Origin of the sequence: Salipiger sp. HF18 (assembly GCF_011806505.1) — a bacterium.
Lineage (GTDB): Bacteria > Pseudomonadota > Alphaproteobacteria > Rhodobacterales > Rhodobacteraceae > Salipiger > Salipiger thiooxidans.
This window is the reverse complement of sequence record NZ_JAATOS010000010.1, coordinates 1-20,275: the sequence shown is the minus strand read 5'-3', so window position 1 is coordinate 20,275 and position 20,275 is coordinate 1. Positions and strand designations below refer to the sequence as shown.

Sequence of the window (20,275 nt, the reverse complement as noted above, 5' to 3'; positions counted from 1 at the left end):
CCAGCCAGCAGGGGAGCGCATAACATGCAGGACCAGTCCGAGCCGAAGACGAGGGTCTTCCTGATAGGGTTCAACCGGTGCGCCACCACCTCGTTCCACCGCTTCTTCAACGCCAACGGCCTGAAGAGCGTGCACTGGGACAGCGGCCGCCTCGCCAAGCGCTTCTACGCCAACATCGGCGCCGACGTGCCGCTGTTCAAGGACTACCCCGAGGTGACGGTCTTCAGCGACATGATCTACCTCAGCGAGACCACCTTCATCGAACCCTTCAAAGAGTTCGAGCGCATCGACCGCGCCTACCCGGGCTCGCTCTTCATCCTCAACACCCGCAACTGCGACAAGTGGATCTCGAGCCGGGTGCAGCACCCGCGCATGATCGAGCGCTGCATGAGCATCTACGGGGTCGAGACCGCCGAGGAGGTGATCTACCGCTGGCGCCTGGAATGGCACGAGCACCACGCCGCGGCGCTGCGCCACTTCATGCACCGTCCCGACGACCTGCTGGTCTACAACATCGAGACCGACACGCCGGACAAGCTCGGGGCCTTCCTCGAGCCGAAGTTCGGCAAGCTCGACATCGAGGCCTTCGGCCATCACAACGGCCGCGGCAAGTACGAGCGCATGGCCAAGACCAAGGAAGCCGCCGCCAGCTGATGGCAGGCGCGGCCGCGGCCCGGCGCCTCAGGCCCGTCCCGCGCGGGCGCCAGGGCCGGACCGAGCAAGGTGCAGTCACGACATGATCACTGAATACGCCCAGATTGCCCCGGTGAAATACACCGGGCAGATCGACCCGCTTGCCCCGCCGTTCCGGGATCCGTTCCGGCATCCGGTGCAGCACGGGCCTCATTTCCAGCAGAAATTCGACTACGAGACCGTCCTCTTCGACATCTTCGACGATGGCGAGGGCGGGCTCATCGCGATCAGCCCGCAGATGGGCCGCGAGGTCAAACGCCACGGGCTGTGTTTCCTCGATGCGCAGGGCCGGGCGCTGCCCTTCCGCCACCTGCGGCGCTGGAACCTCGACATGTTCCGCATCGAGACCCCGGACGTCACCGCCCCGGTGCCCGTGCGCACCGACCTCTTCGAGCAGACGGTGACGCCCTCGGCGTCGCGGCTCGAGCTCTTCGAGGGCCGGCGCGTCCTGCTCTTCGTGAACAAGAACAACCACCTGCAGTGGATCCGCGATTTCGTCACCTTCTACGTGACGGTCCATGGCGCCGACGCGGTCTGCCTCTACGACAACGGCTCGACCGAGTACACGCTCGACGAGCTGCACCGGGCGCTCGGCGACATCGCGGGGCTGGAGCTGCTGACCATCACCCACTGGCCGTTCAAGTGGGGGGTGACCGACGGCAATTCCGACAGCTCCTTCTGCCAGCGCGCCTTTCTCGAGCACGCCCGCTGGCGCTGCCTGAACCGGGCGCGCAGCGTGCTGCAATGCGACGTGGACGAGCTGATCTTCTCGGACGGCAGCGGCGGCATCTTCGAGAAGGTCGAGGCCAGCACCACCGGCTACGTCTCGGTGCGCGGGCGCTGGATGGCGCATACCCGCGCCGAGCATTTCGAGGTTCTGGGCCCGCCGCGGCACCACCATTTCACCCGGACCGACATCTCGGGCACCGGCTGGTGCGGCAAGAAATGGGCCTGCGTGCCGGGCAAGGTGGCCGAGCGCTACCAGTGGATGGTGCATGACGTCTTCGGCGGCATGAAGCCCGACCCCGACACCAGCGGGCTGGTGCTGCGCCACTACATGGGGCTCAACACGGGCTGGAAGCAGGCCAACCGCGCCACCGCCGCCATCGACGAGCAGGATTACGGCGAGGAAGAGCGCGTGGTCTCGACGATGCGCCGGCTCTTCGACCGCAGCGAGCCGGTCTGCGTCGAGGAGAACCTCGTCGAGGCGGCGCACCTGACCTTCGCCGCCGGCCGCATCCGCGAATCGCTGCGCGCCGAGCTGCTGGCCGAGCTCGAGACCCGGGCGCTCACCCACCCGTGGCTGGCGATGCTGACCGCGCGGCATTTCGAGAAGAAGAAGGAAGACGACAAGGCCGAGCCGATCTACCGGCGGGTGCTCGAGGACGATCCGACGGTGCACGAGGCGGCCTATTTCCTCAGCTACATCCGCGAGCGCGCCGGCGACCGGGCCGAGGCCGAGACCTTCATCGCCCAGGCGGTCGAGGCCGAGCCCACCAACCTGCGCTACCTGCAGCGCTACATCACCTTCCTGCGCGGCGACAAGCGCTTCGCCGAGATCGTGGCGGCGGTGGACCGGGCGCTGGACTGGTTCCCCGACGACCCGGCCTTCCTGATCGAGAAGGCCCGCGGGATGTCGCGGCTGAACCTCGCGGCCGAGGCGCTGGAGATGCTCGAGGCGGCGGGGCTGCCGGACGCGGGCGTGCTCAACGTGCACGACCGGCTGTTCGTGGCCGAGCTCTGCATCCAGTGCGGGCGCTGGCAGGATGCGCTGGAGAACGTGCAGGCGGTGCTGGTGCAGACCCCGGAACGGCCCTGGGCGCATCACGTGCTGTCGCTGGCGCTCGAGGGGCTGGGGCAGGCCGAGGCGGCGAAGACCGCCGCCGCCCATGCCTTCGAGCTCAACCCCGGCAGCAAGGTGTTCCGCGCCCGGCTCGGCAAGTTCGGCCTGCCGGTGCCCGCCGAAGGCACCTGACCCGGGACCGCCCGGCGCCTGCGGGCGCGGGCGGCGTCTGAAACGGAAACGGCCGCCCGGGGATCCCGGGCGGCCGTTCCTGTCTCTGGTCAGGGGGCTCAGCTGGCCTTGGCGTGCTGTTCCTTGACCCACTTGAGCTTGTCGCGCTGGACCTGCTCGACGGGCAGGATCTCCTGGCCCTTGTACTCGAGCGCCCGGTCGACGTTCTTGAGGTCGCGGCACAGGCGGCGCAGCCCGTCGGGCTCGAGCGACGCGGCGTGGTCGGTGCCCTTCCAGGTGCGGTCCAGCGTGAAGTGACGCTCGATGTGGGTGAACTTGCCCTTGCCGTCCGCTTCCATGGCGCGGCCCACGGCGAGTGCGGCCACGTCGGCGGCGATGCCGAGGTGGTGGCCCGAGAAGCCGATGCCCTTCACGGTGGTGCCGAACTTTTCCATCAGGTTGCGGATCTCGAACAGGCAGATGTCCTCGAAGGCCACCGGGTAGCCCGAGGTGCAGCTGTAGACCACGAGATCCTTGGCACGGCCGCGCTCGGCGTAGAATTTCACCAGGTCGGCGATTTCATTGCCGGTCGACATGCCGGTCGAGACGTGGATCTCGCCCTCGTAGTTCTCGCAGAGGTAGCCCTGCAGGTCGTAGTGCTGGTTGGTGGCCGAGGGGATCTTGAGCAGCGGCGGGTTCAGGACGGCCATTTCCTTGGCCGAGGTCAGGTCCCAGACGCTGGTCGAATAGGCGATGCCGTTGGCCTTGCACTCGGCGATCAGCTCCTGGTGCTGCTCGGGGGTGAACTCGAGGAATTCACGGTGCGCGCCGTAGGTGTCGCCATAGGCGTTGGAGGGCACCGGGTGCGGGGTGTTGTACTGTTCCGCGGTCAGCAGCTCGCGGTTGTGACGCTTCTGGAACTTCGCGACGTCGGCCTTGCAGACATGGGCGGCCACACGGATCAGTTCCTTGGCGATTTCCATGTCGCCTTTGTGGTTGCATCCGATTTCGGCGATGACTTGGACGGGAGATTTGGTCTGGCTCATAAGGATGGAATCCAACTTTCATTCAGGGGAAAACCGGACCGGATGCGGCCTTCCTGGCTGGGAGACAAATAGCGGGCGCATATTTTCAAGTCAAACGCTCTCATCCCGGGCGAGAGGCCCCCGGGCGGGGCTCCGCCAGTGGATTTCTTGCACTAAACGAGCGGTTGTGGCTGCATTCGGAAACATCCGGAATCAAGTTTGTTTGGAAGAGCCAATGCATTTCAAGAAGCGCCTTCTCGCGGCGTACCGTGCCTTCGGGGACCCGGGGCTCGTCGTCGATCCGACGCAGTTGAAGCGGCTGGTGGACGCCCGTGTCGGGCTGCACCTGTCGAAGCAGAAGATGCACGAGACCCTGCGCGGGGCGGTCGAGGAGGGGCTGGCGAAGATGGCGCCGCAGCTCGACAACGACCTGCCGGGCCGGCTGGCCGCGCTGGGAGAGGAATGGAAATCCGCCAGCCCGCGCTGGGACCGGGTGCGCGAGGTCGCCCACGAGGCGCTCGAGCGGGCCGGGCTGCGCGGCGGGCGGATGCTCGAGATCGGCGGCCGGCTGAACCCGCGGCACCGGGATTTCCCGGATTTCGACTACCACGCGCTCGATCTCGAGAAGGCGCCCGGCGCCGAGGGGGTCAAGGTGATGGCGGGCGACATCACCAATTGCCCGCAGATACCCGACGGCAGTTTCGACTTCATCTTCAGCTTCGACGTGTTCGAGCACATCGACCGGCCGTGGCTGGCGGGGCAGGAGATCTGCCGCCTGCTGCGCCCCGGCGGCGTCACCGTGCACTCGACGCTCTTCGCCTGGCGCTACCACCCCTGTCCCATCGACTACTTCCGGTTCACCGCGCCGGGGCTGAAGTCGCTCTTCGACCTCGACTGTCTCTATTCCGACTTCGACTATTCCGAACGCCGCCGGGATGTGCGAGGGCAGGGGCGCTATGCGCTCAAGCCCGACCTGCTCGGGGGGTGGCGCGAGAATGTCCGCGTGCATTATGCCGGCGTGAAACGCTGAACGCGGATCCGCGGAACGGAAAGACGGAAGATACATGCGCAAGGTTCTTGTCACCGGCTCGGCCGGCTTCATCGGGCTTCACCTCTGCCAGCGGCTGATCGCCGACGGGTTCGAGGTCATCGGGCTGGACGCGATGACCGATTACTACGACGTGACGCTGAAGCAGCGGCGCGAGGGGCTGCTGCTGCAGACCCCGGCGTTCCGGGCGGTGCACGAGCGGGTCGAGACCCCGGGCGTGCTGATGGATCTCTTCGCCTCCGAGACGCCCGACGTGGTCATCCACCTCGCCGCCCAGGCCGGGGTGCGCTACTCGATCGAAGAGCCGCGCTCCTATCTCGAGAGCAACATCACCGGCACCTTCGAGCTGCTCGAGGCGGCCCGCGCGTACCCGCCGCAGCACATGCTGCTGGCCTCGACCTCGTCGGCCTACGGCGCCAACACCGAGATGCCCTACCGCGAGACGGTGAAGGCCGATCACCAGATGTCGTTCTACGCGGCCACCAAGAAGGCCACCGAGAACATGGCGCATTCCTATGCCCATCTTTACGGGCTGCCGATCACCATGTTCCGCTTCTTCACGGTCTACGGCCCCTGGGGCCGGCCGGACATGGCGCTCTTCAAGTTCACCAAGGCGATCCTCGAGGACCGGCCGATCGACGTCTACAACCACGGCGACATGAGGCGCGACTTCACCTATGTCACCGACCTCGTGGCGGCGATCCGGCTGCTGATCGACGCGGTGCCGGGCGAGGCGCCGGTGGGCGAGATGGACAGCCTGTCGCCGGTAGCGCCGCACCGGGTGGTCAACATCGGCAATTCCGAGCCGGTGCAGCTCACCGATTTCATCGACGCCATCGAGGCGGCGCTGGGACGCAAGGCGAGCCGCAACCTGATGCCGATGCAGCCCGGCGACGTGCCCGCCACCTGGGCCGACGCCGAGCTTCTGAAGGCGCTCACCGGCTACCGCCCCGAGACCCGGGTGCGCGAGGGCGTGCAGGCCTTCGTCGACTGGTACCTCGACTATTTCGACAAGCGCTGATCGGGCGTTGACCGGGCGCTGAGCCGGCCGCCTGCGGGACACTGACCGGGCAGGGCGGCCGCGGGGCCGCGCCCTGCCCGGGCCCGGTTCAGAGCCGGTTCAGAGCCGGTTCAGACCTGGGCGGCGAGCCCGGGCAGGAAGGCGCGCAGCCAGATCGCCCCGTAGGCCGTGTTCATGTGCTGGATCTCGTCGGCGCCGTGGTGGCGGCCGTCGCGGTCGTCGCCCACCGCCAGCGGCTGGGAATCCTTGCTGAACGCGAGCTTCGTCGCCCGCCCCGCCACCATGGTCTCGGCGGGCTGCGGCACCAGCCGGGCCTGCAGGGGGTCGTAGCAGAGCCGCTGCATCTCGGCCAGCTCTGCGTCATAATCCGCCGCCACCAGCCCCGAGGGCTCGAGCGCCGGCAGCGGGTCATGCGCCACCCAGACCGGCTTGTCGGTGAGCCCGCGCAGCTTGACCAGCAGCGCGTGGTTGCCCTGTCCCGTCACCTTGTCCTTCAGCGCCGCCGCGCGCACGGCGGAGGAATACCAGATGTCGCCGGTCTCCTGCCCGTGCTCGTGCAGCCCGTAGAGCAGGAAGGCGTCGTATTCCGCCACGACCACCTCCGACAGGCCGCCCGAGGTGAATTCGACGGTGCGCTTCATGTAGGGGTTGGCGGGCAGCAGCCGGCCCTCGGCCACCACCATCTCGGCGATGCCCTGCCCGCGCTGCGCGAAGCAGGTGATCGTGATGCCGGGGAAGTCGTCGGACAGCCCGCTCGTCCACGCGGTGCGCAGCGCGCCCACGTGGCTGTTGCCGATGATGCAGAGCTTCATGCTATTTGCGCCCTCCGGCGGCGAAGGCCTCGAGCAGTTCCTCCTCGCAGACCTCGTCCTTGCTCTTCTTGCCCGCGGGCGCGGCAGCGGGTTTCGCGGCGGCCGGGGCGGGGGCGTCCTCCTTGCGGCCGAAGCGCGCGTTGAGGTCGCGGAAGAAGCTGTCCATCACGAAGTTCACGCCGTGCTTGGCGACGTTGCGCTGGTTCGGCTCGAAGAAGTTGCCGCGGAACACCGGGCTGTTGATGATCTCGTAGGAGGGGAAATAGTCGACGTACCAGCGGCTGTCGGCGGTCTGCCCCGCCACCGCGCGCAGCACCGATTTCGACTGCATCGTCGCCACCAGCACGTGCTTGCCCGAGTTGGTCGCGGTCAGCGGCACCGGCGAGACGGTCAGGATCACCCGCAGCTTCTCGTTCTGCTCGCGCATGATCTTGAGCGCGGCGTAGAGGTTCTTCTGCACCTCCGAGAAGATCATGTTGTCGAACTGGTGCACGGCCTCGTCGAACTCGCCCGCCACGGTGCCGGGGCACATCGGGTACTCGTAGCCCTTTTCGCTGTTCAGCCAGCGCTCGGTGAGCCCCAGCGTGAAGACGAAGACATCCGCCTGCGTCACGCTCTCGCGGAAGGATTTCAGCGTCTGCTGCTGCGAGGCGCGCAGCTCCTCGACCGAGGCGAAGCCGTCGGGCTCGACCCGCGGGCGGAACGGGTCGTAGAAGCGGCCGCCCTTCTCCCAGATCTCCTCGGGGACGGGCTTGATGCCGAAGGCCCATTGCAGCCACTGCAGCAGCAGCGAGGTGGTGTAGATGTTGCCGGTGCGGCTCGAGAACACGTCGTAGTTATAGGCCAGCCGGTTCGCGTCGCTCATGCCGAAGGGCGCGGTCTCGGTGCGCAGCCAGTTGAAGCCGCGCGCCTGCAGGGCCCGCCCGATGTGCTGGGCGAAGCAGGAGCCGTAGGTCGAGACCGGCATCTTCGGCGACAGCTTGAACTTGGGATTCCACAGCCCCGACACGTCGTACATGCTGTTCTCGGCGACGGCGCGCCGCCAGAACGCCTTGGGAGGGAGGTTCTCGTAGGGGTTCATTGGACATTTCCCGGCAGGTGAGAGGTCTTTCGCCGCCATGTTGGCATCTCGCCGCGGTGCCGCCAAGAGGTGGGGGCGTTTTTCGCCGCAGCTGCGAGGGGCAGGGGACGGGATCGGGGCCCGTCGGACGATCGCGCTTCGGGTCCGGTGCGGGGTCGCCCTTCGGGCGCCGTGCCTGAACGCCCTTCGGGAGCTGTGCTTGATCGCCCTTCGGGCGAGGGCTAACATCGCCCCGACCCCGGGCACGTCCCGCAAAGAGCCTCTTCCAGACCGAGAAGGACCGCTTCATGTCCAACCCCTATGTCGGCTTGCCGCCCCGCGCCTACTGGCGCAGCGGCGTCGCGGATGTCTCCTTTCTCGAGATGCAGGACGTCTACCGCCCGCGCTACGAGATCTCGCGCGAGAGCACGCGGATCGCGGCGGCGGGCAGCTGCTTCGCCCAGCACATCGGGCGCCAGTTCAAGGCCCGCGGCTACCAGTTCGTCGACGTCGAGAAGCCGCTGCCGATGCTGCCCGAGAGCGCCTGGAACGATTACGGCTTCAACATGTACTCGGCGCGCTACGGCAATCTCTACTCCGCCCGGCAGCTGCTGCAGATGTTCCGCCGTGCCCACGGGCTCTTCACCCCCGAAGAGGACGTGTGGGAGAAGAACGGCCGCTTCTACGACCCGTTCCGCCCCAATATCGAGAAGAACGGCTACGCCACCCCCGAAGAGGTGCGCCGCGACCGCGACTTCCACCTCGCGGCGGTGCGCAGGATCCTCGAGCAGACCGACGTCTTCGTCTTCACCTTCGGCCTGACCGAGGCCTGGGAATGCATCGCCGACGGCGCCATCCTGCCCACCTGCCCGGGCACCGTGGCCGGCCAGTTCGACCCGGAGAAGTACCGGTTCGTCAATTTCTCCTACGAGGACGTGCTCGGCGATTTCACCGCCTTCAAGGACTTCGCCGAGGGGATCCGCCCCGGCATCCGCTTCCTGATCACCGTCTCGCCGGTGCCGCTCACCGCCACCGCCTCGGACCAGCACGTGCTGCCCGCGACGGTCTATTCCAAGTCGGTGCTGCGCACGGTCTGCGGCACGCTCTACCAGAAATACGAGAACGTCGACTACTTCCCCTCCTTCGAGCTGGTCTCGAGCCACCCGGGGCGGGCGATGTTCTTCCGCCCCAACCTGCGCGAGGTCTCGCCGGTGGGCGTGGCCCACGTGATGGACGCCTTCTTCGGGCCGCACACCGCGGGGCAGGCGGCGCCGGACCCAGAGCCTGTTGCCGCCGAAAAGGCGCCTGCGCGCGCGAAACCCAGGATGTCCGAGGACGATCTCGTCTGCGAGGAAGCCCTGCTCGAGGAGTTCGGCCGATGAGCCAGCTGACCATCACCGGCAATTCCCACACCATCGCGCTCAACCAGGGCCTGGGGCAGGTGCCCGAGGCGGCGGGGGTCACCGTCTTCGGGCTCGGCGCCGGGGTCTACGAGACCGAGGCCTTCAGCGCCACCGAGGCCGGCCGCGTGGTGCTGACCCAGCCGGTCTATGCCGAGAACCTCGTCCGCTTCACCGGGCAGGACCATATTGCCCCGGACCGGCTCTGGGGCATCTGCATGGGCACCCACAACCCGCGGCTCTACGGCGACCGGATCTGGACCGGCGCCGCGGCGCCCTCGGCGCTGGCGGGGGACGGGCAGCGCCCGGTCTCCTCGGGGCTGATCGACCGCATGGCCGACGAGGACCAGCGCCACATCCGTGCCTTCCTCACCCAGCTGAAGGACGCAGGCATCCGCTTCTTCGTGATCAGCGCGCCGCCGGTGCGGGCCGATCACCAGAACATCGTGCGCGGGGCGGATCCGGAGGTGCTGCTCGAGATCGACCGCCGCTCCCGGGCGCGCTTCCGCGGCTTCCTCGACGGGCTGGGGGTGGATTTCGTCGACTTCCCGCCCGAGACCGCCGACGCGCAGGGCCTGCTTCGGCCGGAATACGCGGCGGGGCTGCTGAAGAACGGCAAGCGCGACCCGCACCACGGCAACGCCGAATACGGCGCGCTGATGCTGCGCCGGATCCTCGCCGAGGTCGGCCAGCCGGCCTAGACGAGACGGCCTGGACGAGACGGGAGGGGGCCTGTCGCCCCCGCGTCCGCGCGCGGCCCTCAGGTCAGGGCTTCACCACCTCGTCGAGCGCGTGCAGGCGGGCCAGCAGCGGGGCGAGCCCGTCGATCGGCACCATGTTGGGCCCGTCCGAGGGGGCGTTGTCGGGATCCTCGTGGGTCTCGATGAAGACCGCGGCGCAGCCCACCGCCACGGCGGCGCGGGCGAGCGTGCCGACGAACTGGCGCTGGCCGCCCGACGAGCTGCCCTGGCCGCCCGGCAGCTGCACCGAGTGGGTGGCGTCGAACACCACCGGGTAGCCGGTCTCGGCCATGATCGGCAGGCTGCGCATGTCCGAGACCAGCATGTTGTAGCCGAAGCTGGCGCCGCGCTCGCAGAGCATCAGGCGCTGGTTGCCGGTCGAGGCGATCTTGGCGGCCACGTTGGCCATGTCCCAGGGCGCCAGGAACTGGCCCTTCTTGACGTTGATCGCGGCGCCGGTCTCGCCCGCGGCGAGCAGCAGGTCGGTCTGGCGCGACAGGAAGGCGGGGATCTGCAGGATGTCCACCGCCTGCGCCACGGCCGCGCATTGCTCGGGGCCGTGGATGTCGGTCAGCACCGGCACCCCGAACTCGGCGCCGATCTTCGACAGGATCGAGAGCCCGGCCTCCATGCCGAGACCGCGCTTGCCCGAGAGCGACGAGCGGTTGGCCTTGTCGAAGCTGCCCTTGAACACCCACGGCATCCGCGCGGCCTCGGCGGCGGCGGCGATGCGCCCGGCCAGCATGCGGGCGTGCTCGAGGCTCTCGAGCTGGCAGGGCCCGGCGATCAGCGCCAGCGGGGCGTCATTGGCGAAGGTGACGGATTTGACCGCGACCTCGCGGGCGGAAACGGCGGTGTTCATGCGATGCCCTCCTTCTTCAGAACGGCCTCGATGCGGGCCACGTCGACGGGGTTGTTGAGCTCCCAGAACACCCGGCCGCGGGCCTCGACCGGCACGCAGGTGACCGGGGTGCCGTTCTCGAGGAAGCGCAGCTGCTCGAGCCCCTCGGCCCGTTCCAGCGGCCCCTCGGCCCAGCCGGCGTAGCGGCGCAGCGCCTCGGGGCGGTAGCCGTAGACCCCCACATGGTGCCACACCTCGGGCGGGGTTTCGAGATTGCCCACGTAGGGCAGCACTTCCTTGGAGAAATAGAGCGCGGTGCCGTCGCCGCGCATCACCGCGGTGGTGCCGCCGACGCGGCCGGCGTGGCGGTCGGTGACGAAGTTCGCCAGCGTCTCGGGGTCGGTGCGCAGCACCGGGGTCGCCATCTCGACCGAGGGATCGCGCATCGCCGCGATCAGCGCCTCGACGAACCACGGCGGGGTGAGCGGCGCGTCGCCCTGCAGGTTGATGACGATCTCGGGGGTGCCGTCGAGCTGGGCCAGCCCCTCGGCACAGCGCTCGGTGCCGTTGCGGGCCTGCTCCGAGGTCATCAGAACCTCGGCGCCGAAGCCGCGTGCCGCCGCGGCGATGCGGTCGTCGTCGGTGAGCACGTAGACCGCGGCCACGCCCTCGACGCTCAGCGCCGCGTCCCAGGCGCGGCGGATCAGGCTGCGGGCCTCGCCGGTGGCGCCGGTCAGCTCGACCAGCGGCTTGCCGGGATAGCGCGACGAGGCGTAGCGGGCGGGAATGAAGATGACCGCGCTCATGCCGCGAGGCCCCGGGAGGAGGCCGCGCAGGCGGCGGCGGGGAGAATATGACGCATCGGGATGTCCCGCCTGAGGAGATTTCCTGCTGGATAACGCGACCGCAACCGCCTGTTCAACCGAAACCGCTGTCAGGCAACCGGAGCAGGTGCCCGCAGGGATCTCGCGGCCTCCCCGCGTGGCTCGCCCTGCGCATCGCCGGCCGCTTCGCTATATCTGCAGCGTGTGGGATCCACTTTCCATCTCGCGGCTCCTCTCGGCGGAAGGCTTCGGTGTTCCGGGGTTCTGTCTCATCTCCACTCCTTGGTGGCTACGATGAGCCAGAAACCCTCCTTTCCGAAATCGATTCAGATGTCCCATGGGCGCTGACGCCGGACAGTACCACGTATGGCCCAGGTTGTCTGAAGCACGCTCTGAGAGCGTCTGTGGGAGGCTGTGGGCAAGGGGACGCTACGAAGACTCGTGCTTCTAAGGCGCCTTGCAGTGCCTCTACGGCCCTGCGCGAGTTTCACCTACCAGATCCCAACAATCGTAATCATTGGCTGTGATTTACCCACGGACACGGTGACAGACTGACAAGCTGCCACCCTGACACTTGGACAGGGTGCCACATGGACACGCTGACACCGTGACACTTGGACACGCTGACACCCAAACGCTCCGACATGGGACTGTAGCTGTAGCAGGAAATGTAATTTGTCAGCGTTACAGTCCCAGGTGACCTGCGATGACCAATGAAACCTGATATTCTCTGGGCCATCTCAGCTTTTCGTCTGCCGTTACATCTATCGCGATGTTTTGGGTGGCTCTGCGCTTGTTTCTGTATATACAAAAACCATATTTATGATCTAGGATGCGCGTATGATGATCGTCTGGGACGAGCCGAAGAGGCCAAGCAATCTGGCCTAACATGGGCTCGACTTCGCAGACTTGGACGAGATGTTCTTCCATCTTCGCTGGTCCTCCCAGCGAAGGAGAACCGCCACATGGCGATCGGTCGGCTTTCGGACGGCACCATCGCTGTCGTCTTCGCCGTCCTGGGAACCCAAGGCGTTTCGGTTGTTTCGATGCGCCCAGCGAGCCGTAAGGAGAGCGGATTGCTATGACTAAGAAGCCGCTCAGTGAAGCCAGGATTCAGGCGATGATTGCCAGCGATCCGGATGCACCGGAGGTGACCGACGCGCAGATTGCCCAGGCGAAGCCTTTCGGAGAGGCGTTCCCAGCGTTGTCCGAGAGGATGCGCAAGAACGTGGGAGGGCGCCCGAAGGCTGAGAATCCGAAGGTGGCTGTGTCGTTGCGCCTTGATCCCGAAGTCGTGGCCCGTTTCAAGGCCAAGGGGCCGGGTTGGCAGACCCGCATAAACGAGGCGCTGCGGCAAGCTGCTGGACTGGGCTAATCCCGATGCGCCGTGCCTTGCCCAGGCCAGGCCAACGCTGATGTCGGGTACGAAACTTGCGCCCGTCTGTGCATCCTTGGCGATCAGGTCGGCAAAGAGATCTGCGATTTCCTTGAAAACGCAGAAGTACCCGTTGGGCTTCAACCGATGACCTCACAGTAAAGTCGTGTGTCCTTCTTCTACTGCCGCGCCGTCCTTGACGCGGAAGCCTTCATTTCCGGTTTCTCTCGCTTCCAGCCATTCCGTGGCCTTCTCCTGTTCGCCGAAATCCTACCGGATTTCACGCATCGTGGGCGACATTGCGAAGGGGCTGACTCAAATTTTTCACATAACCCTAATTACGCGTTTTTTCCTCGAGCACGGAGATCGTCTTCTCGAACCTGGCGCAGGACGTGGTGGTCGACGGCCACCGCTTCACCGTGGAGATTTACCGAACCTCAGACGATCCTTTGTGGATCCTGTCAGTGGAGAACGCCTGCGGGACGCTGACGATCTTGGACAACCCTCCATATTTTGCCGACCGCCTTGCCTTGGTGGGCCTTCGAGAAGCTCCTCGACGAGCAAGGTTTCCGGGCCGTCTACAACGCAAAGGAGCGCCGCAAGCTCCGGCTCTGAACGCATGGCCGATCAGGGCTGCGATATGTGCGGTCTTCGCCCTGCCCGGCCATGATTCTCCACCCTCGGTGAGACATTCCTGCTTTGCGCAGCCGGTGACATTTCAACTTGGTTGCAACAGGAAGAGGCGGGAGGGGTACGCGCACCCTCCCCTCTGGGGGCGTTCAGGTGGGCTTGTCCTGCGCCGGGACCGGGGCCCCATTCATGGGGCGCGGCGCCCGGGGCTTTCCCGATCGCGACACGAGACGGCGTCCGAGACCCAGTGCGGGGCGCTCGATCAGCAACGAGATCAGGACCGCCAGAAGAACCGACAGCACCAGTCCGGCGGCCAGCACGATGGCGAAAGGCTGGCCCGGGAACAGGAATCGGGTGACGAGAACCAGCACCGGGTAGTGGACGAGATACAGCGTGTAGGAGATATCCATGGGTTCGCGCTGGAGCCACGGGCGCATGAAGGCGATCACCAGACAGACCCCCAGCGCGGCGGCCATCAGTTCCTGCAGGATGAAGAGCCCCTCGGTGGCGAACTTCAGGACGATTCCCAGCGGTGCCAGCAGCAGGGCGATCAGCGCATGCCGCTCGGTGATCCGCGAAGACAACCGGGCGAGGGCGATGCCGATCGCAAACAGGTAGAGCTTGCCGGGAAGCTGCTTGGCCAGTGTCCCGTGCTCGATCCCGACGGCCCAGGCAAAGGACAGCAGCCCCAGCAGCAGCAGGAGCGGCGAGCGGACCAGCAGGGGGAAGAGCAGCGGCAACAGGAGATAGTACGAGGCTTCGATCTTGATCGTCCAGAGCGAGCCGTTGATTGCGGGCACTCCCTCAAGGAAGGTGGGAGCAAGAAAGTTGGCCGTCAGCGCGTTGGCGGCGAGGTAGAACGGCAGCCGATCCCAGAGCACCAGCGTGGTCGCGGCTAGGCAGAAGACAACGACCTGCAGCAACAGGACGCTCCAGTAGGCAGGAAAGACCCGGAACATGCGACGCAGGTAGAACCGGATGATATCGGGATCCCGCCGGTAGCTGTCATAGGTCAGCATTCCCGAGATCACGAAGAAGGTCGATACGGCCACATCCGACAGGTTCACGAGAAAGAAGGGGAAGCGATACGACGTCCCCTGCGCGACGTGAAACAGGTTGTTGGCATGCTCGAGGACCACGAGGCTGGCGAGGATCAGCCGCAGGCTGTCGAGGTTGTTTCTTCTCGCGTCCCGGGGGGCGTTCGACTTGTCCTTCACCAGGGATCTCCAGACCGGGCCGCCGGGGCGGCGATTGCATCCGATGGGTTTCGCATGGCTCGCGGAAGGTCAAGGCCAATATACCGATTGTGAAGGGAGCTAATCAAAAACGCACCGATCCATGCGGCCAGACGCGGACCGGTGCAATTTTTCGGCGCCTGGATTCGGGCGTTACCAGCTTCCGTCCTGGGTGAAAGACAGCGGCCTGTCGCTGTTTGCGACCAGGGTCGGACAGCTGTTGCGGAGATCGCGCAGCTTGACGGTCAGCGCCTTGCGCAGCGATGCCGCGCCCGCCGTCGCCGAGCTCAGTGCAATGGCGCTGCCGCGCAGGCTGTCCGAGAGCTGGATGCTGTTCGCATCGAGGTAGATCACCCGGTACTCCGCGCCGTCCGCCAGCCCGCCGATGCCGCCTCCGCCGGCGGTGAAGCGCACCAGTTCGCCATGGCGGAAAGGATGGTTCGGGATGACGATCCGGCTACCCGCGCTGTCGACCGCCGCAAGCGGATCGAACTCCGCCTGCAGAACGCGGAAGTTCAGCGCGTTGGTCGCGCCGGACATCTGGCAGCCCTCGAGCAGCAGGTTCCCCGACCCGTTCAGGAACAGTGCCGTGCCGCTGCCATTGCCCTGCAGGTCGCAGCCACGCAGCCGGCACGAGACCTTGGGGCGCAGTTCGAGCGGCACCCCGGTGCCGGCGAAGCCCCTCAGCATGGTGTCGGTCAGCAGGATCTCGTCTGCCTCGATCACGTTGTAGGTGCCGCCGGCGTAGCCGCCCGAGGGCGTGGCCGAAAGGTGGCTTTCGACCGCGAGACCATGACATTCGAAGCGGCGGACACCACGGATGCTGAAGGTCCGCTCCTGGACGCTCGACAGGTGGCCTCCGCGGATCTGCAGAGCCCTCAGATGGGGCGGATAGGCATTGTCATCGGGCGAGGTCGGATCGCTTTCGACGCAGAAGGCGGTGCCCCGCCGGAGGTGCCGGGCGACAGCACCGTGCCCTGTACGTTCTGGATCACCGCAGAGGCGGCCTCGCCGACCGCGGCGCCGACCGAGTTGCGGCTGTCGAACAGGCAGCGCACCCTGTCGGCCTGCAACGCGCCGACATAAAGCGCGCCCTGCGGGGCCTCCGCCATCTCGAAGTAGATCGCCTGCTCGACGTTCTTGCACGAGATCCGGCCGACCGAGACCCGGTCCATGCCATTGCCGTCCTGCCCCTGCTTGATGCAGAGCGCCGCAGCGCGACCGGTGCCGGACGAGGCCGCGGTGTTGAGCGAGATCAGGTCGATATTGACGCGCTTTGCGCCATCCTCGACCTTGACGAATTCCACCGGAGAGCTGCCGCCGTCGAGATTGTAGCCGACGATCTGGCCGAAATCCGCCTCGATCGTCTCGTGCATGAGGCCGAAGGCGTTCACGTCCTCGCACTCGACGTTCACCCCGCCACGGCAATTCTCGACATAGGCCGAGACGTTGCGCCAGCGTGTCGTGCCGCCGGGCTTTCCGCCGAGCGCGAAGGTGCCCGTCCCCGCGCCGATCGTGATGTTGCCGCGAACCTCGCCACTGAGCCGGGCCGCGGAGGCCCCGATACGGACCGCGCCGCCGTTGCGGACCTCGATCCGGTCAAGATCCACCCGCGCCACGCCGTAGCAGGCGAACGGCGATCCATACCCCTGCGCATCGGTGTTCTGGTCGAAGACGAAGCCCGGGGCGCTGAAGTCCTCGCGATCCTCGACGAAGAGGATGGTGACGTCGTTCGCATGCGGACCGGACTGCACGGTATCGGCGATGCGGAGCGTGGTGCGGCCGATGCTGCGCCAGGCGATGTCGTTGGTGGCAAGAATGCAGCAGCGACGATGGGCGCCGTAGCTTGCGGGGGTCTCGACATGGGCGCCCAGTTCGTACGTCCGGGCCTGGAATTTCAGGAAGGGGGTCGCGTCGCTGGCCCGCTGCAGCCGCTCCCGGTCCTCGGGGCTGCCGTCGCCGGTGAAACCGAAGGCCTCGACAGGATGATAACCGTCGGCATCCGGCTGCACATAGAGCTTCAGTCCCCCGGATGTCGTGAGGTGATGGTCCTCGGCCCCGGGCGCCGCAACCCGGTAGAGACTGCCTCCCGCCACCACGCGGAACAGGTCGCCGGGATAGACCGTGAGGGTCTCCCTGGTGTCGGTGTATTTTCTCTGACTGTCGGCCAGCAGTTGCGCAAAGGTCCTGAACTCGTGGGACAGGGCCGATGCCTGCGTCGGACGCACCGTGAAGCGCTGCACCGCAAGCAGATGCTGCCCCCGCCGGTCCTGGATCGCGGCACCGTATTCGCCGTCGATGGCATAGCGGATCGGAAAGGCCCCCTGGGCGTTGGCCCGGACGGGATTGCTGACCATGGTGGTCAGGCCGTCATCCTCGAACAGGGGCGCAAGCTGGTCGGTGTTCGCCCGGTAGATGAACATCCTGGCATCGGCATGCGGCGTGGCGAGATAGGGGGAAAATGCTTCCGCATCATGAAGATCCACGAGTCCCATTGCGTTTTTCCTTTGGGCATGACCCGTCGGACCGGGTCATGAGGATGACCAGAAAAGCGCGCCGCGGCACCGCCGGACGGAAGCGCGAGCGCCTGCGATGCGGGCACTCTGCGGGGGAGTGGTGAAGGCGCTGTTATCGCAACGAACGCAGCCGCCGTGGATCAGTCCGCGGGCGCGAGGCGCTCGAGGATCTTGTGGGCGTGTGCGTCCCAGGTCAGCTCCGCGCGGGCGAAATCCCGTGCGGCGGCGGCGAGGGCCTCGCGATGGGCCGGATCGGTGATCAGGCGCTCCAGCGCGGTGACGATCTCGCCGGTCTTCGTGCCATCCACGAGATAGCCGGTTTCACCGTTGCGGATGAAATCCAGCGGCCCGCCCGAAGCTCCGGCCACCGGAACGCAGCCAAAGGACATGGCGTCGGCGATGGTCAGGCCGAAGCCCTCCATGTCCTGCCCGGAGCGGGTGGCGATCTGCGGATGAAGGAAAATGTGGCTGCCGCGGTAGAGCGGCTGAATGTCTTCGTCAGGCACCCGCCCCAGAAGCGTGACATGCTCTTCCATGCCCAGTTCCCGGACCAGCGCCGCAAGGCTGTCGGCCTCCTCGCCGCCGCCGGCGATGCGGAAGGTGATGTCATGTCCCCTGCCGACCAGTTCGGCGACAGCGCGGATGGCGCCGTCCACGTTCTTGCGCGCCACCAGCCGGCACATGCAGAACAGCACCATGCCCGCGGGCTTGTCGTGGGGCTGGCCGCTCTCCTCTTCGAAGGAAATGCCGTTCCAGTTCGAGAAGGCCCCTTTCAGCCTGAAACCTAGGTCCTGTTCGAACTTGTCGAGAATGGGCTGACTGACAGTGGGCAGGTGGTCGGCGTGTCGCAGCGCGCGCATCATCATCGGCCGCAGCGGCTTGGGCACCACGAAGACCTCACGACCGTGGATGGTCAGCACCATGGGCAGGCCACGCCGCAGGAGCAGCGCCGGCAGGGACACCCGCCAGGTGGTGGCATGCACGGCATCGAACGGCTCGTGGCGCAGGGACCACAGATGCCGCGTCATGCGCCCGAAGATGGCGGCCTGGCTGCCGTGGTCGCCGACATTCGTGACCTTCACCCCGCCGCGCATCTCCTCGCCGACCGCGCCCGGATGGGTGGTCACCACAGTGACCTCGTGCCCGGCACGGGCATAGGCCATGGCGACCTGCTCGGAATATGTTTCGACCCCGCCGGTTTCGGGCGGGTAGGCCTTGGCGAGGTAGAGAATCTTCATGCCTGTCAGCTTCCGTAGAAATTGCGTTGGTGCCCCAGGTGCGCCTGCAGGCGCCCGGCAACATAGATGGCGTGGCGGATGTAGCGCGAGCGTCGGGCGGGCAGCAGCAGCATCGGCAGCCCTGCAACGAGGCGCAGCATTTCCTTCAGGGTGATCCGCAGCGGGTGGCGGGCGCGGCCGGCCGGCAGCAGAGGGTTGATGATCTTGGCCGCGATGACGGCCGAGGTCCCGCGCTGCAGGGAGCGGTCGATGAAGTAACGCCTGTCCGATCGTGCCAGCGGCATTTCCTCGGTCAGCGCCGCCTCGGCACACCACAGGATCCGGTCATGGCCCGCGGCGCTGGCCCGCCAGAAGAAGGCCTGATCCTCGGCCCCGAGGAAGTTCAGTTCGAGCGGGAACCAGGGCGGTTCCAGCGCGGTCAGGATCTCGCCCTTGAGAATGGTGTTGTGACTGGCCAGCTTCGGACTGTGGCTGCCGGTCGGCAGGGCCTCGTTGCGGGCGTCGCTCTGTCCGATCCCCGAGCGCCGGAACCACTCCGGTGCGTCGGGATGGAAGATGGTGTGCACCGGGCCGACCATGGCATCGGCGCCGGTCTGCCGCATGGCTCCCAGCAGGGTGCTCAGCCAGTCGGTCCCGGCCCATTCGTCGTCGTCGATCAGCACCACGTAATCCGCCCGCATCGCCAGGGCCTCGGCGAAGAGCGCGTTGCGGTTCCGGCACAGCCCTGGCTCGGTCACGTGGATCGCGCGCAGGGCGCAGGGATACCCCGCCGCCATCTCCGCGATCTGCGCACAGGCCGAAGCATCGGGATTGTTGTCACCCACGATCACCGTCACCCGGTCGCCGCTGTCCGCGGAGAAGAGATCCTGGCCCGCGATCGAGGCCAGGCAGCGGGCCAGCATCTCCGGCCGCCGAAAGGTCGGGACAAGGACCGCAACGTCAGACAAGGGCGGCCTCCTGCCCAGTCACCTTGCCGTCCACCACCCGCAGGTGCGGCCCCGAGAGCATCGCCTGCTCCAGCAGCCGGCTGTCCTCGGCGAAGAAGGTCTGCAGCTCGGCGCGCAGCTCCGGCGAGAGGCTCTCGCGCTCGCTGGCCACCGGCGCCGCGGCCGACTTGAGCGCCCGCCCCACGCCCATACCGCCGCGGATGCCGAGCCGGCGCTTGAGCCGGAACGCCATGGCCGAGGCCTGCAGCAGGATCGGGAAGCGGATGGTCTTGCGCAGGTTCTGCGCGGTGAAATCCACGTCGGTGCGGTGCTCGATCTCGAGAAAGCCGCAGAGCGCCTCCCAGACGGCCGCGATGTCTGCGCGCAGGGTGCCCATCTCGATGATCATGATGCGCTCGCGCGGAATGATCTGCAGCGCCTCCGAAAGCTGGTGGCCCACCGAGGCGCGCTGATCGTAGAGCAGCCGGCGAGCGTCACCGCAGGTCACCGGCACGCGCTTGCCGGCGCGCCGCGCGTCGCAGGCCCGCCAGGCCTCCTCGAAATCCGCGATGGTCTCGCTTCCGGACAGGCGGAATTCCTGGTGCAAGGAAAAGGCCAGGTCGGCCTGGTCGCGCACCATGACGATGTAGCGGGCATCGGGGTTTTCCGCGGCGATCCGCGCCACGGTTCCGGCATCGCTCAGATAGGCGGGCGTCGCATCGCAGCGGTAACGTGCACCCGGCTTGTGGGCCATGCTCTCGCAATAGGCCTCGGGCGTCATGCTCGCGACATCGGTGTAGGGGCCGTAGTACCGGGTCTCCTTGGGTTCTGAGACCGCCACCTCGGGATGCTGCTGCAGATAGGCCGCCATCGAGGTGGTGCCGCATTTCGGCGCCCCGAGGATGAACAGGTTCGGACCGCGGCCCGGAGGAAAGGC

18 protein-coding genes are annotated in these 20,275 nt (G+C 66.9%); 7 read left to right on the top strand and 11 right to left on the bottom strand.

Going from position 1 to position 20,275, the window contains the following annotated elements; translation table 11 throughout:
• The first annotated feature begins 24 nt into the window (after positions 1 to 24).
• The gene (locus HC022_RS02665; protein ID WP_008886363.1) at positions 25 to 654 is read left to right on the top strand and encodes a sulfotransferase; all 630 of its coding nucleotides are present in this window, start codon (positions 25 to 27) and stop codon (positions 652 to 654) included.
• Positions 655 to 736: 82 nt separating this feature from the next.
• Positions 737 to 2,668: a hypothetical protein gene (locus HC022_RS02660; RefSeq protein WP_167451231.1), complete on the top strand. Its 1,932-nt coding sequence runs from the start codon at positions 737 to 739 to the stop codon at positions 2,666 to 2,668.
• 98 nt (positions 2,669 to 2,766) lie between these two features.
• Here HC022_RS02660 and HC022_RS02655 read toward each other — a convergent pair whose 3' ends face one another.
• The gene (locus tag HC022_RS02655; RefSeq protein WP_254884883.1) at positions 2,767 to 3,630 is read right to left on the bottom strand and encodes an N-acetylneuraminate synthase family protein; all 864 of its coding nucleotides are present in this window, start codon (positions 3,628 to 3,630) and stop codon (positions 2,767 to 2,769) included.
• 277 nt (positions 3,631 to 3,907) lie between these two features.
• Between HC022_RS02655 and HC022_RS02650 the strand changes: the two genes are divergently transcribed.
• Both HC022_RS02650 and HC022_RS02645 read left to right on the top strand, forming a co-directional pair.
• The gene (locus HC022_RS02650) at positions 3,908 to 4,702 is read left to right on the top strand and encodes a bifunctional 2-polyprenyl-6-hydroxyphenol methylase/3-demethylubiquinol 3-O-methyltransferase UbiG (RefSeq protein WP_008886395.1); all 795 of its coding nucleotides are present in this window, start codon (positions 3,908 to 3,910) and stop codon (positions 4,700 to 4,702) included.
• Between the two features lie 34 nt (positions 4,703 to 4,736).
• Positions 4,737 to 5,741, top strand: a complete 1,005-nt coding sequence (locus HC022_RS02645) for an NAD-dependent epimerase/dehydratase family protein (RefSeq protein ID WP_167451229.1) — start codon at positions 4,737 to 4,739, stop codon at positions 5,739 to 5,741.
• Between the two features lie 110 nt (positions 5,742 to 5,851).
• Here the strand turns inward: HC022_RS02645 and HC022_RS02640 are convergent, their stop codons facing one another.
• The gene (locus HC022_RS02640; RefSeq protein ID WP_167451228.1) at positions 5,852 to 6,553 is read right to left on the bottom strand and encodes a hypothetical protein; all 702 of its coding nucleotides are present in this window, start codon (positions 6,551 to 6,553) and stop codon (positions 5,852 to 5,854) included.
• Position 6,554: 1 nt separating this feature from the next.
• Positions 6,555 to 7,634, bottom strand: coding sequence for a GSCFA domain-containing protein (locus tag HC022_RS02635; protein WP_167451227.1), 1,080 nt, complete (start codon positions 7,632 to 7,634; stop codon positions 6,555 to 6,557).
• Positions 7,635 to 7,921: 287 nt separating this feature from the next.
• On the opposite strand from HC022_RS02635, the gene HC022_RS02630 reads away from it, so the two are divergent.
• Entirely contained in the window at positions 7,922 to 8,995 is a 1,074-nt protein-coding gene (locus tag HC022_RS02630; protein ID WP_167451226.1) for a GSCFA domain-containing protein, read from the top strand.
• Positions 8,992 to 9,714 carry a hypothetical protein gene (locus HC022_RS02625; RefSeq protein ID WP_167451225.1) on the top strand — a complete coding sequence of 241 codons (723 nt, stop codon included), beginning with the start codon at positions 8,992 to 8,994 and terminating at the stop codon, positions 9,712 to 9,714. The genes HC022_RS02630 and HC022_RS02625 overlap by 4 nt, the downstream gene beginning before the upstream one ends.
• 64 nt (positions 9,715 to 9,778) lie before the next feature.
• On the opposite strand, the gene kdsA is transcribed toward HC022_RS02625, so the two are convergent.
• Together kdsA and HC022_RS02615 are read right to left on the bottom strand one after the other, a co-directional pair.
• Complete coding sequence (gene kdsA, locus HC022_RS02620) at positions 9,779 to 10,615, bottom strand: 3-deoxy-8-phosphooctulonate synthase (RefSeq protein ID WP_167451224.1); 837 nt, start codon at positions 10,613 to 10,615, stop codon at positions 9,779 to 9,781.
• A complete protein-coding gene (locus tag HC022_RS02615) occupies positions 10,612 to 11,400 on the bottom strand; it encodes a 3-deoxy-manno-octulosonate cytidylyltransferase (protein WP_008886368.1) in 789 nt (262 codons plus the stop codon). Before HC022_RS02615 ends, kdsA begins: the two co-directional genes overlap by 4 nt.
• Positions 11,401 to 12,499: 1,099 nt before the next feature.
• On the opposite strand from HC022_RS02615, the gene HC022_RS02610 reads away from it, so the two are divergent.
• Positions 12,500 to 12,793 carry a BrnA antitoxin family protein gene (locus HC022_RS02610; RefSeq protein ID WP_167451223.1) on the top strand — a complete coding sequence of 98 codons (294 nt, stop codon included), beginning with the start codon at positions 12,500 to 12,502 and terminating at the stop codon, positions 12,791 to 12,793.
• 779 nt (positions 12,794 to 13,572) lie between these two features.
• On the opposite strand, the gene HC022_RS02605 is transcribed toward HC022_RS02610, so the two are convergent.
• The 6 genes from HC022_RS02605 to HC022_RS02580 all read right to left on the bottom strand — a co-directional run.
• Entirely contained in the window at positions 13,573 to 14,640 is a 1,068-nt protein-coding gene (locus tag HC022_RS02605; protein WP_167451222.1) for an acyltransferase, read from the bottom strand.
• A gap of 171 nt (positions 14,641 to 14,811) precedes the next feature.
• Entirely contained in the window at positions 14,812 to 15,384 is a 573-nt protein-coding gene (locus tag HC022_RS02600; protein WP_167451221.1) for a hypothetical protein, read from the bottom strand.
• A 152-nt stretch (positions 15,385 to 15,536) separates the two neighbouring features.
• Complete coding sequence (locus HC022_RS02595; RefSeq protein WP_167451220.1) at positions 15,537 to 17,153, bottom strand: hypothetical protein; 1,617 nt, start codon at positions 17,151 to 17,153, stop codon at positions 15,537 to 15,539.
• A gap of 161 nt (positions 17,154 to 17,314) precedes the next feature.
• Positions 17,315 to 18,412, bottom strand: coding sequence for a glycosyltransferase family 4 protein (locus tag HC022_RS02590; RefSeq protein ID WP_167451219.1), 1,098 nt, complete (start codon positions 18,410 to 18,412; stop codon positions 17,315 to 17,317).
• A gap of 5 nt (positions 18,413 to 18,417) precedes the next feature.
• Positions 18,418 to 19,359 (bottom strand): glycosyltransferase family 2 protein, encoded by a 942-nt coding sequence (locus tag HC022_RS02585; RefSeq protein WP_303049039.1) that lies wholly within the window; start codon positions 19,357 to 19,359, stop codon positions 18,418 to 18,420.
• On the bottom strand, positions 19,352 to 20,275 hold a 924-nt coding region (locus HC022_RS02580), incomplete at its 5' end, for a sulfotransferase (RefSeq protein ID WP_167451217.1). The genes HC022_RS02585 and HC022_RS02580, both read right to left, overlap by 8 nt.

Bases quoted from the DNA above. Each gene is read 5' to 3' on its own strand.
- HC022_RS02665 (WP_008886363.1), top strand. From the start codon at position 25: ATGCAGGACCAGTCCGAGCCGAAGACGAGGGTCTTCCTGATAGGGTTC.
- HC022_RS02660 (WP_167451231.1), top strand. From the start codon at position 737: ATGATCACTGAATACGCCCAGATTGCCCCGGTGAAATACACCGGGCAG.
- HC022_RS02655 (WP_254884883.1), bottom strand. From the start codon at position 3,630: ATGGAAATCGCCAAGGAACTGATCCGTGTGGCCGCCCATGTCTGCAAG.
- HC022_RS02650 (WP_008886395.1), top strand. From the start codon at position 3,908: ATGCATTTCAAGAAGCGCCTTCTCGCGGCGTACCGTGCCTTCGGGGAC.
- HC022_RS02645 (WP_167451229.1), top strand. From the start codon at position 4,737: ATGCGCAAGGTTCTTGTCACCGGCTCGGCCGGCTTCATCGGGCTTCAC.
- HC022_RS02640 (WP_167451228.1), bottom strand. From the start codon at position 6,553: ATGAAGCTCTGCATCATCGGCAACAGCCACGTGGGCGCGCTGCGCACC.
- HC022_RS02635 (WP_167451227.1), bottom strand. From the start codon at position 7,634: ATGAACCCCTACGAGAACCTCCCTCCCAAGGCGTTCTGGCGGCGCGCC.
- HC022_RS02630 (WP_167451226.1), top strand. From the start codon at position 7,922: ATGTCCAACCCCTATGTCGGCTTGCCGCCCCGCGCCTACTGGCGCAGC.
- HC022_RS02625 (WP_167451225.1), top strand. From the start codon at position 8,992: ATGAGCCAGCTGACCATCACCGGCAATTCCCACACCATCGCGCTCAAC.
- kdsA (WP_167451224.1), bottom strand. From the start codon at position 10,615: ATGAACACCGCCGTTTCCGCCCGCGAGGTCGCGGTCAAATCCGTCACC.
- HC022_RS02615 (WP_008886368.1), bottom strand. From the start codon at position 11,400: ATGAGCGCGGTCATCTTCATTCCCGCCCGCTACGCCTCGTCGCGCTAT.
- HC022_RS02610 (WP_167451223.1), top strand. From the start codon at position 12,500: ATGACTAAGAAGCCGCTCAGTGAAGCCAGGATTCAGGCGATGATTGCC.
- HC022_RS02595 (WP_167451220.1), bottom strand. From the start codon at position 17,153: ATGGGACTCGTGGATCTTCATGATGCGGAAGCATTTTCCCCCTATCTC.
- HC022_RS02590 (WP_167451219.1), bottom strand. From the start codon at position 18,412: ATGAAGATTCTCTACCTCGCCAAGGCCTACCCGCCCGAAACCGGCGGG.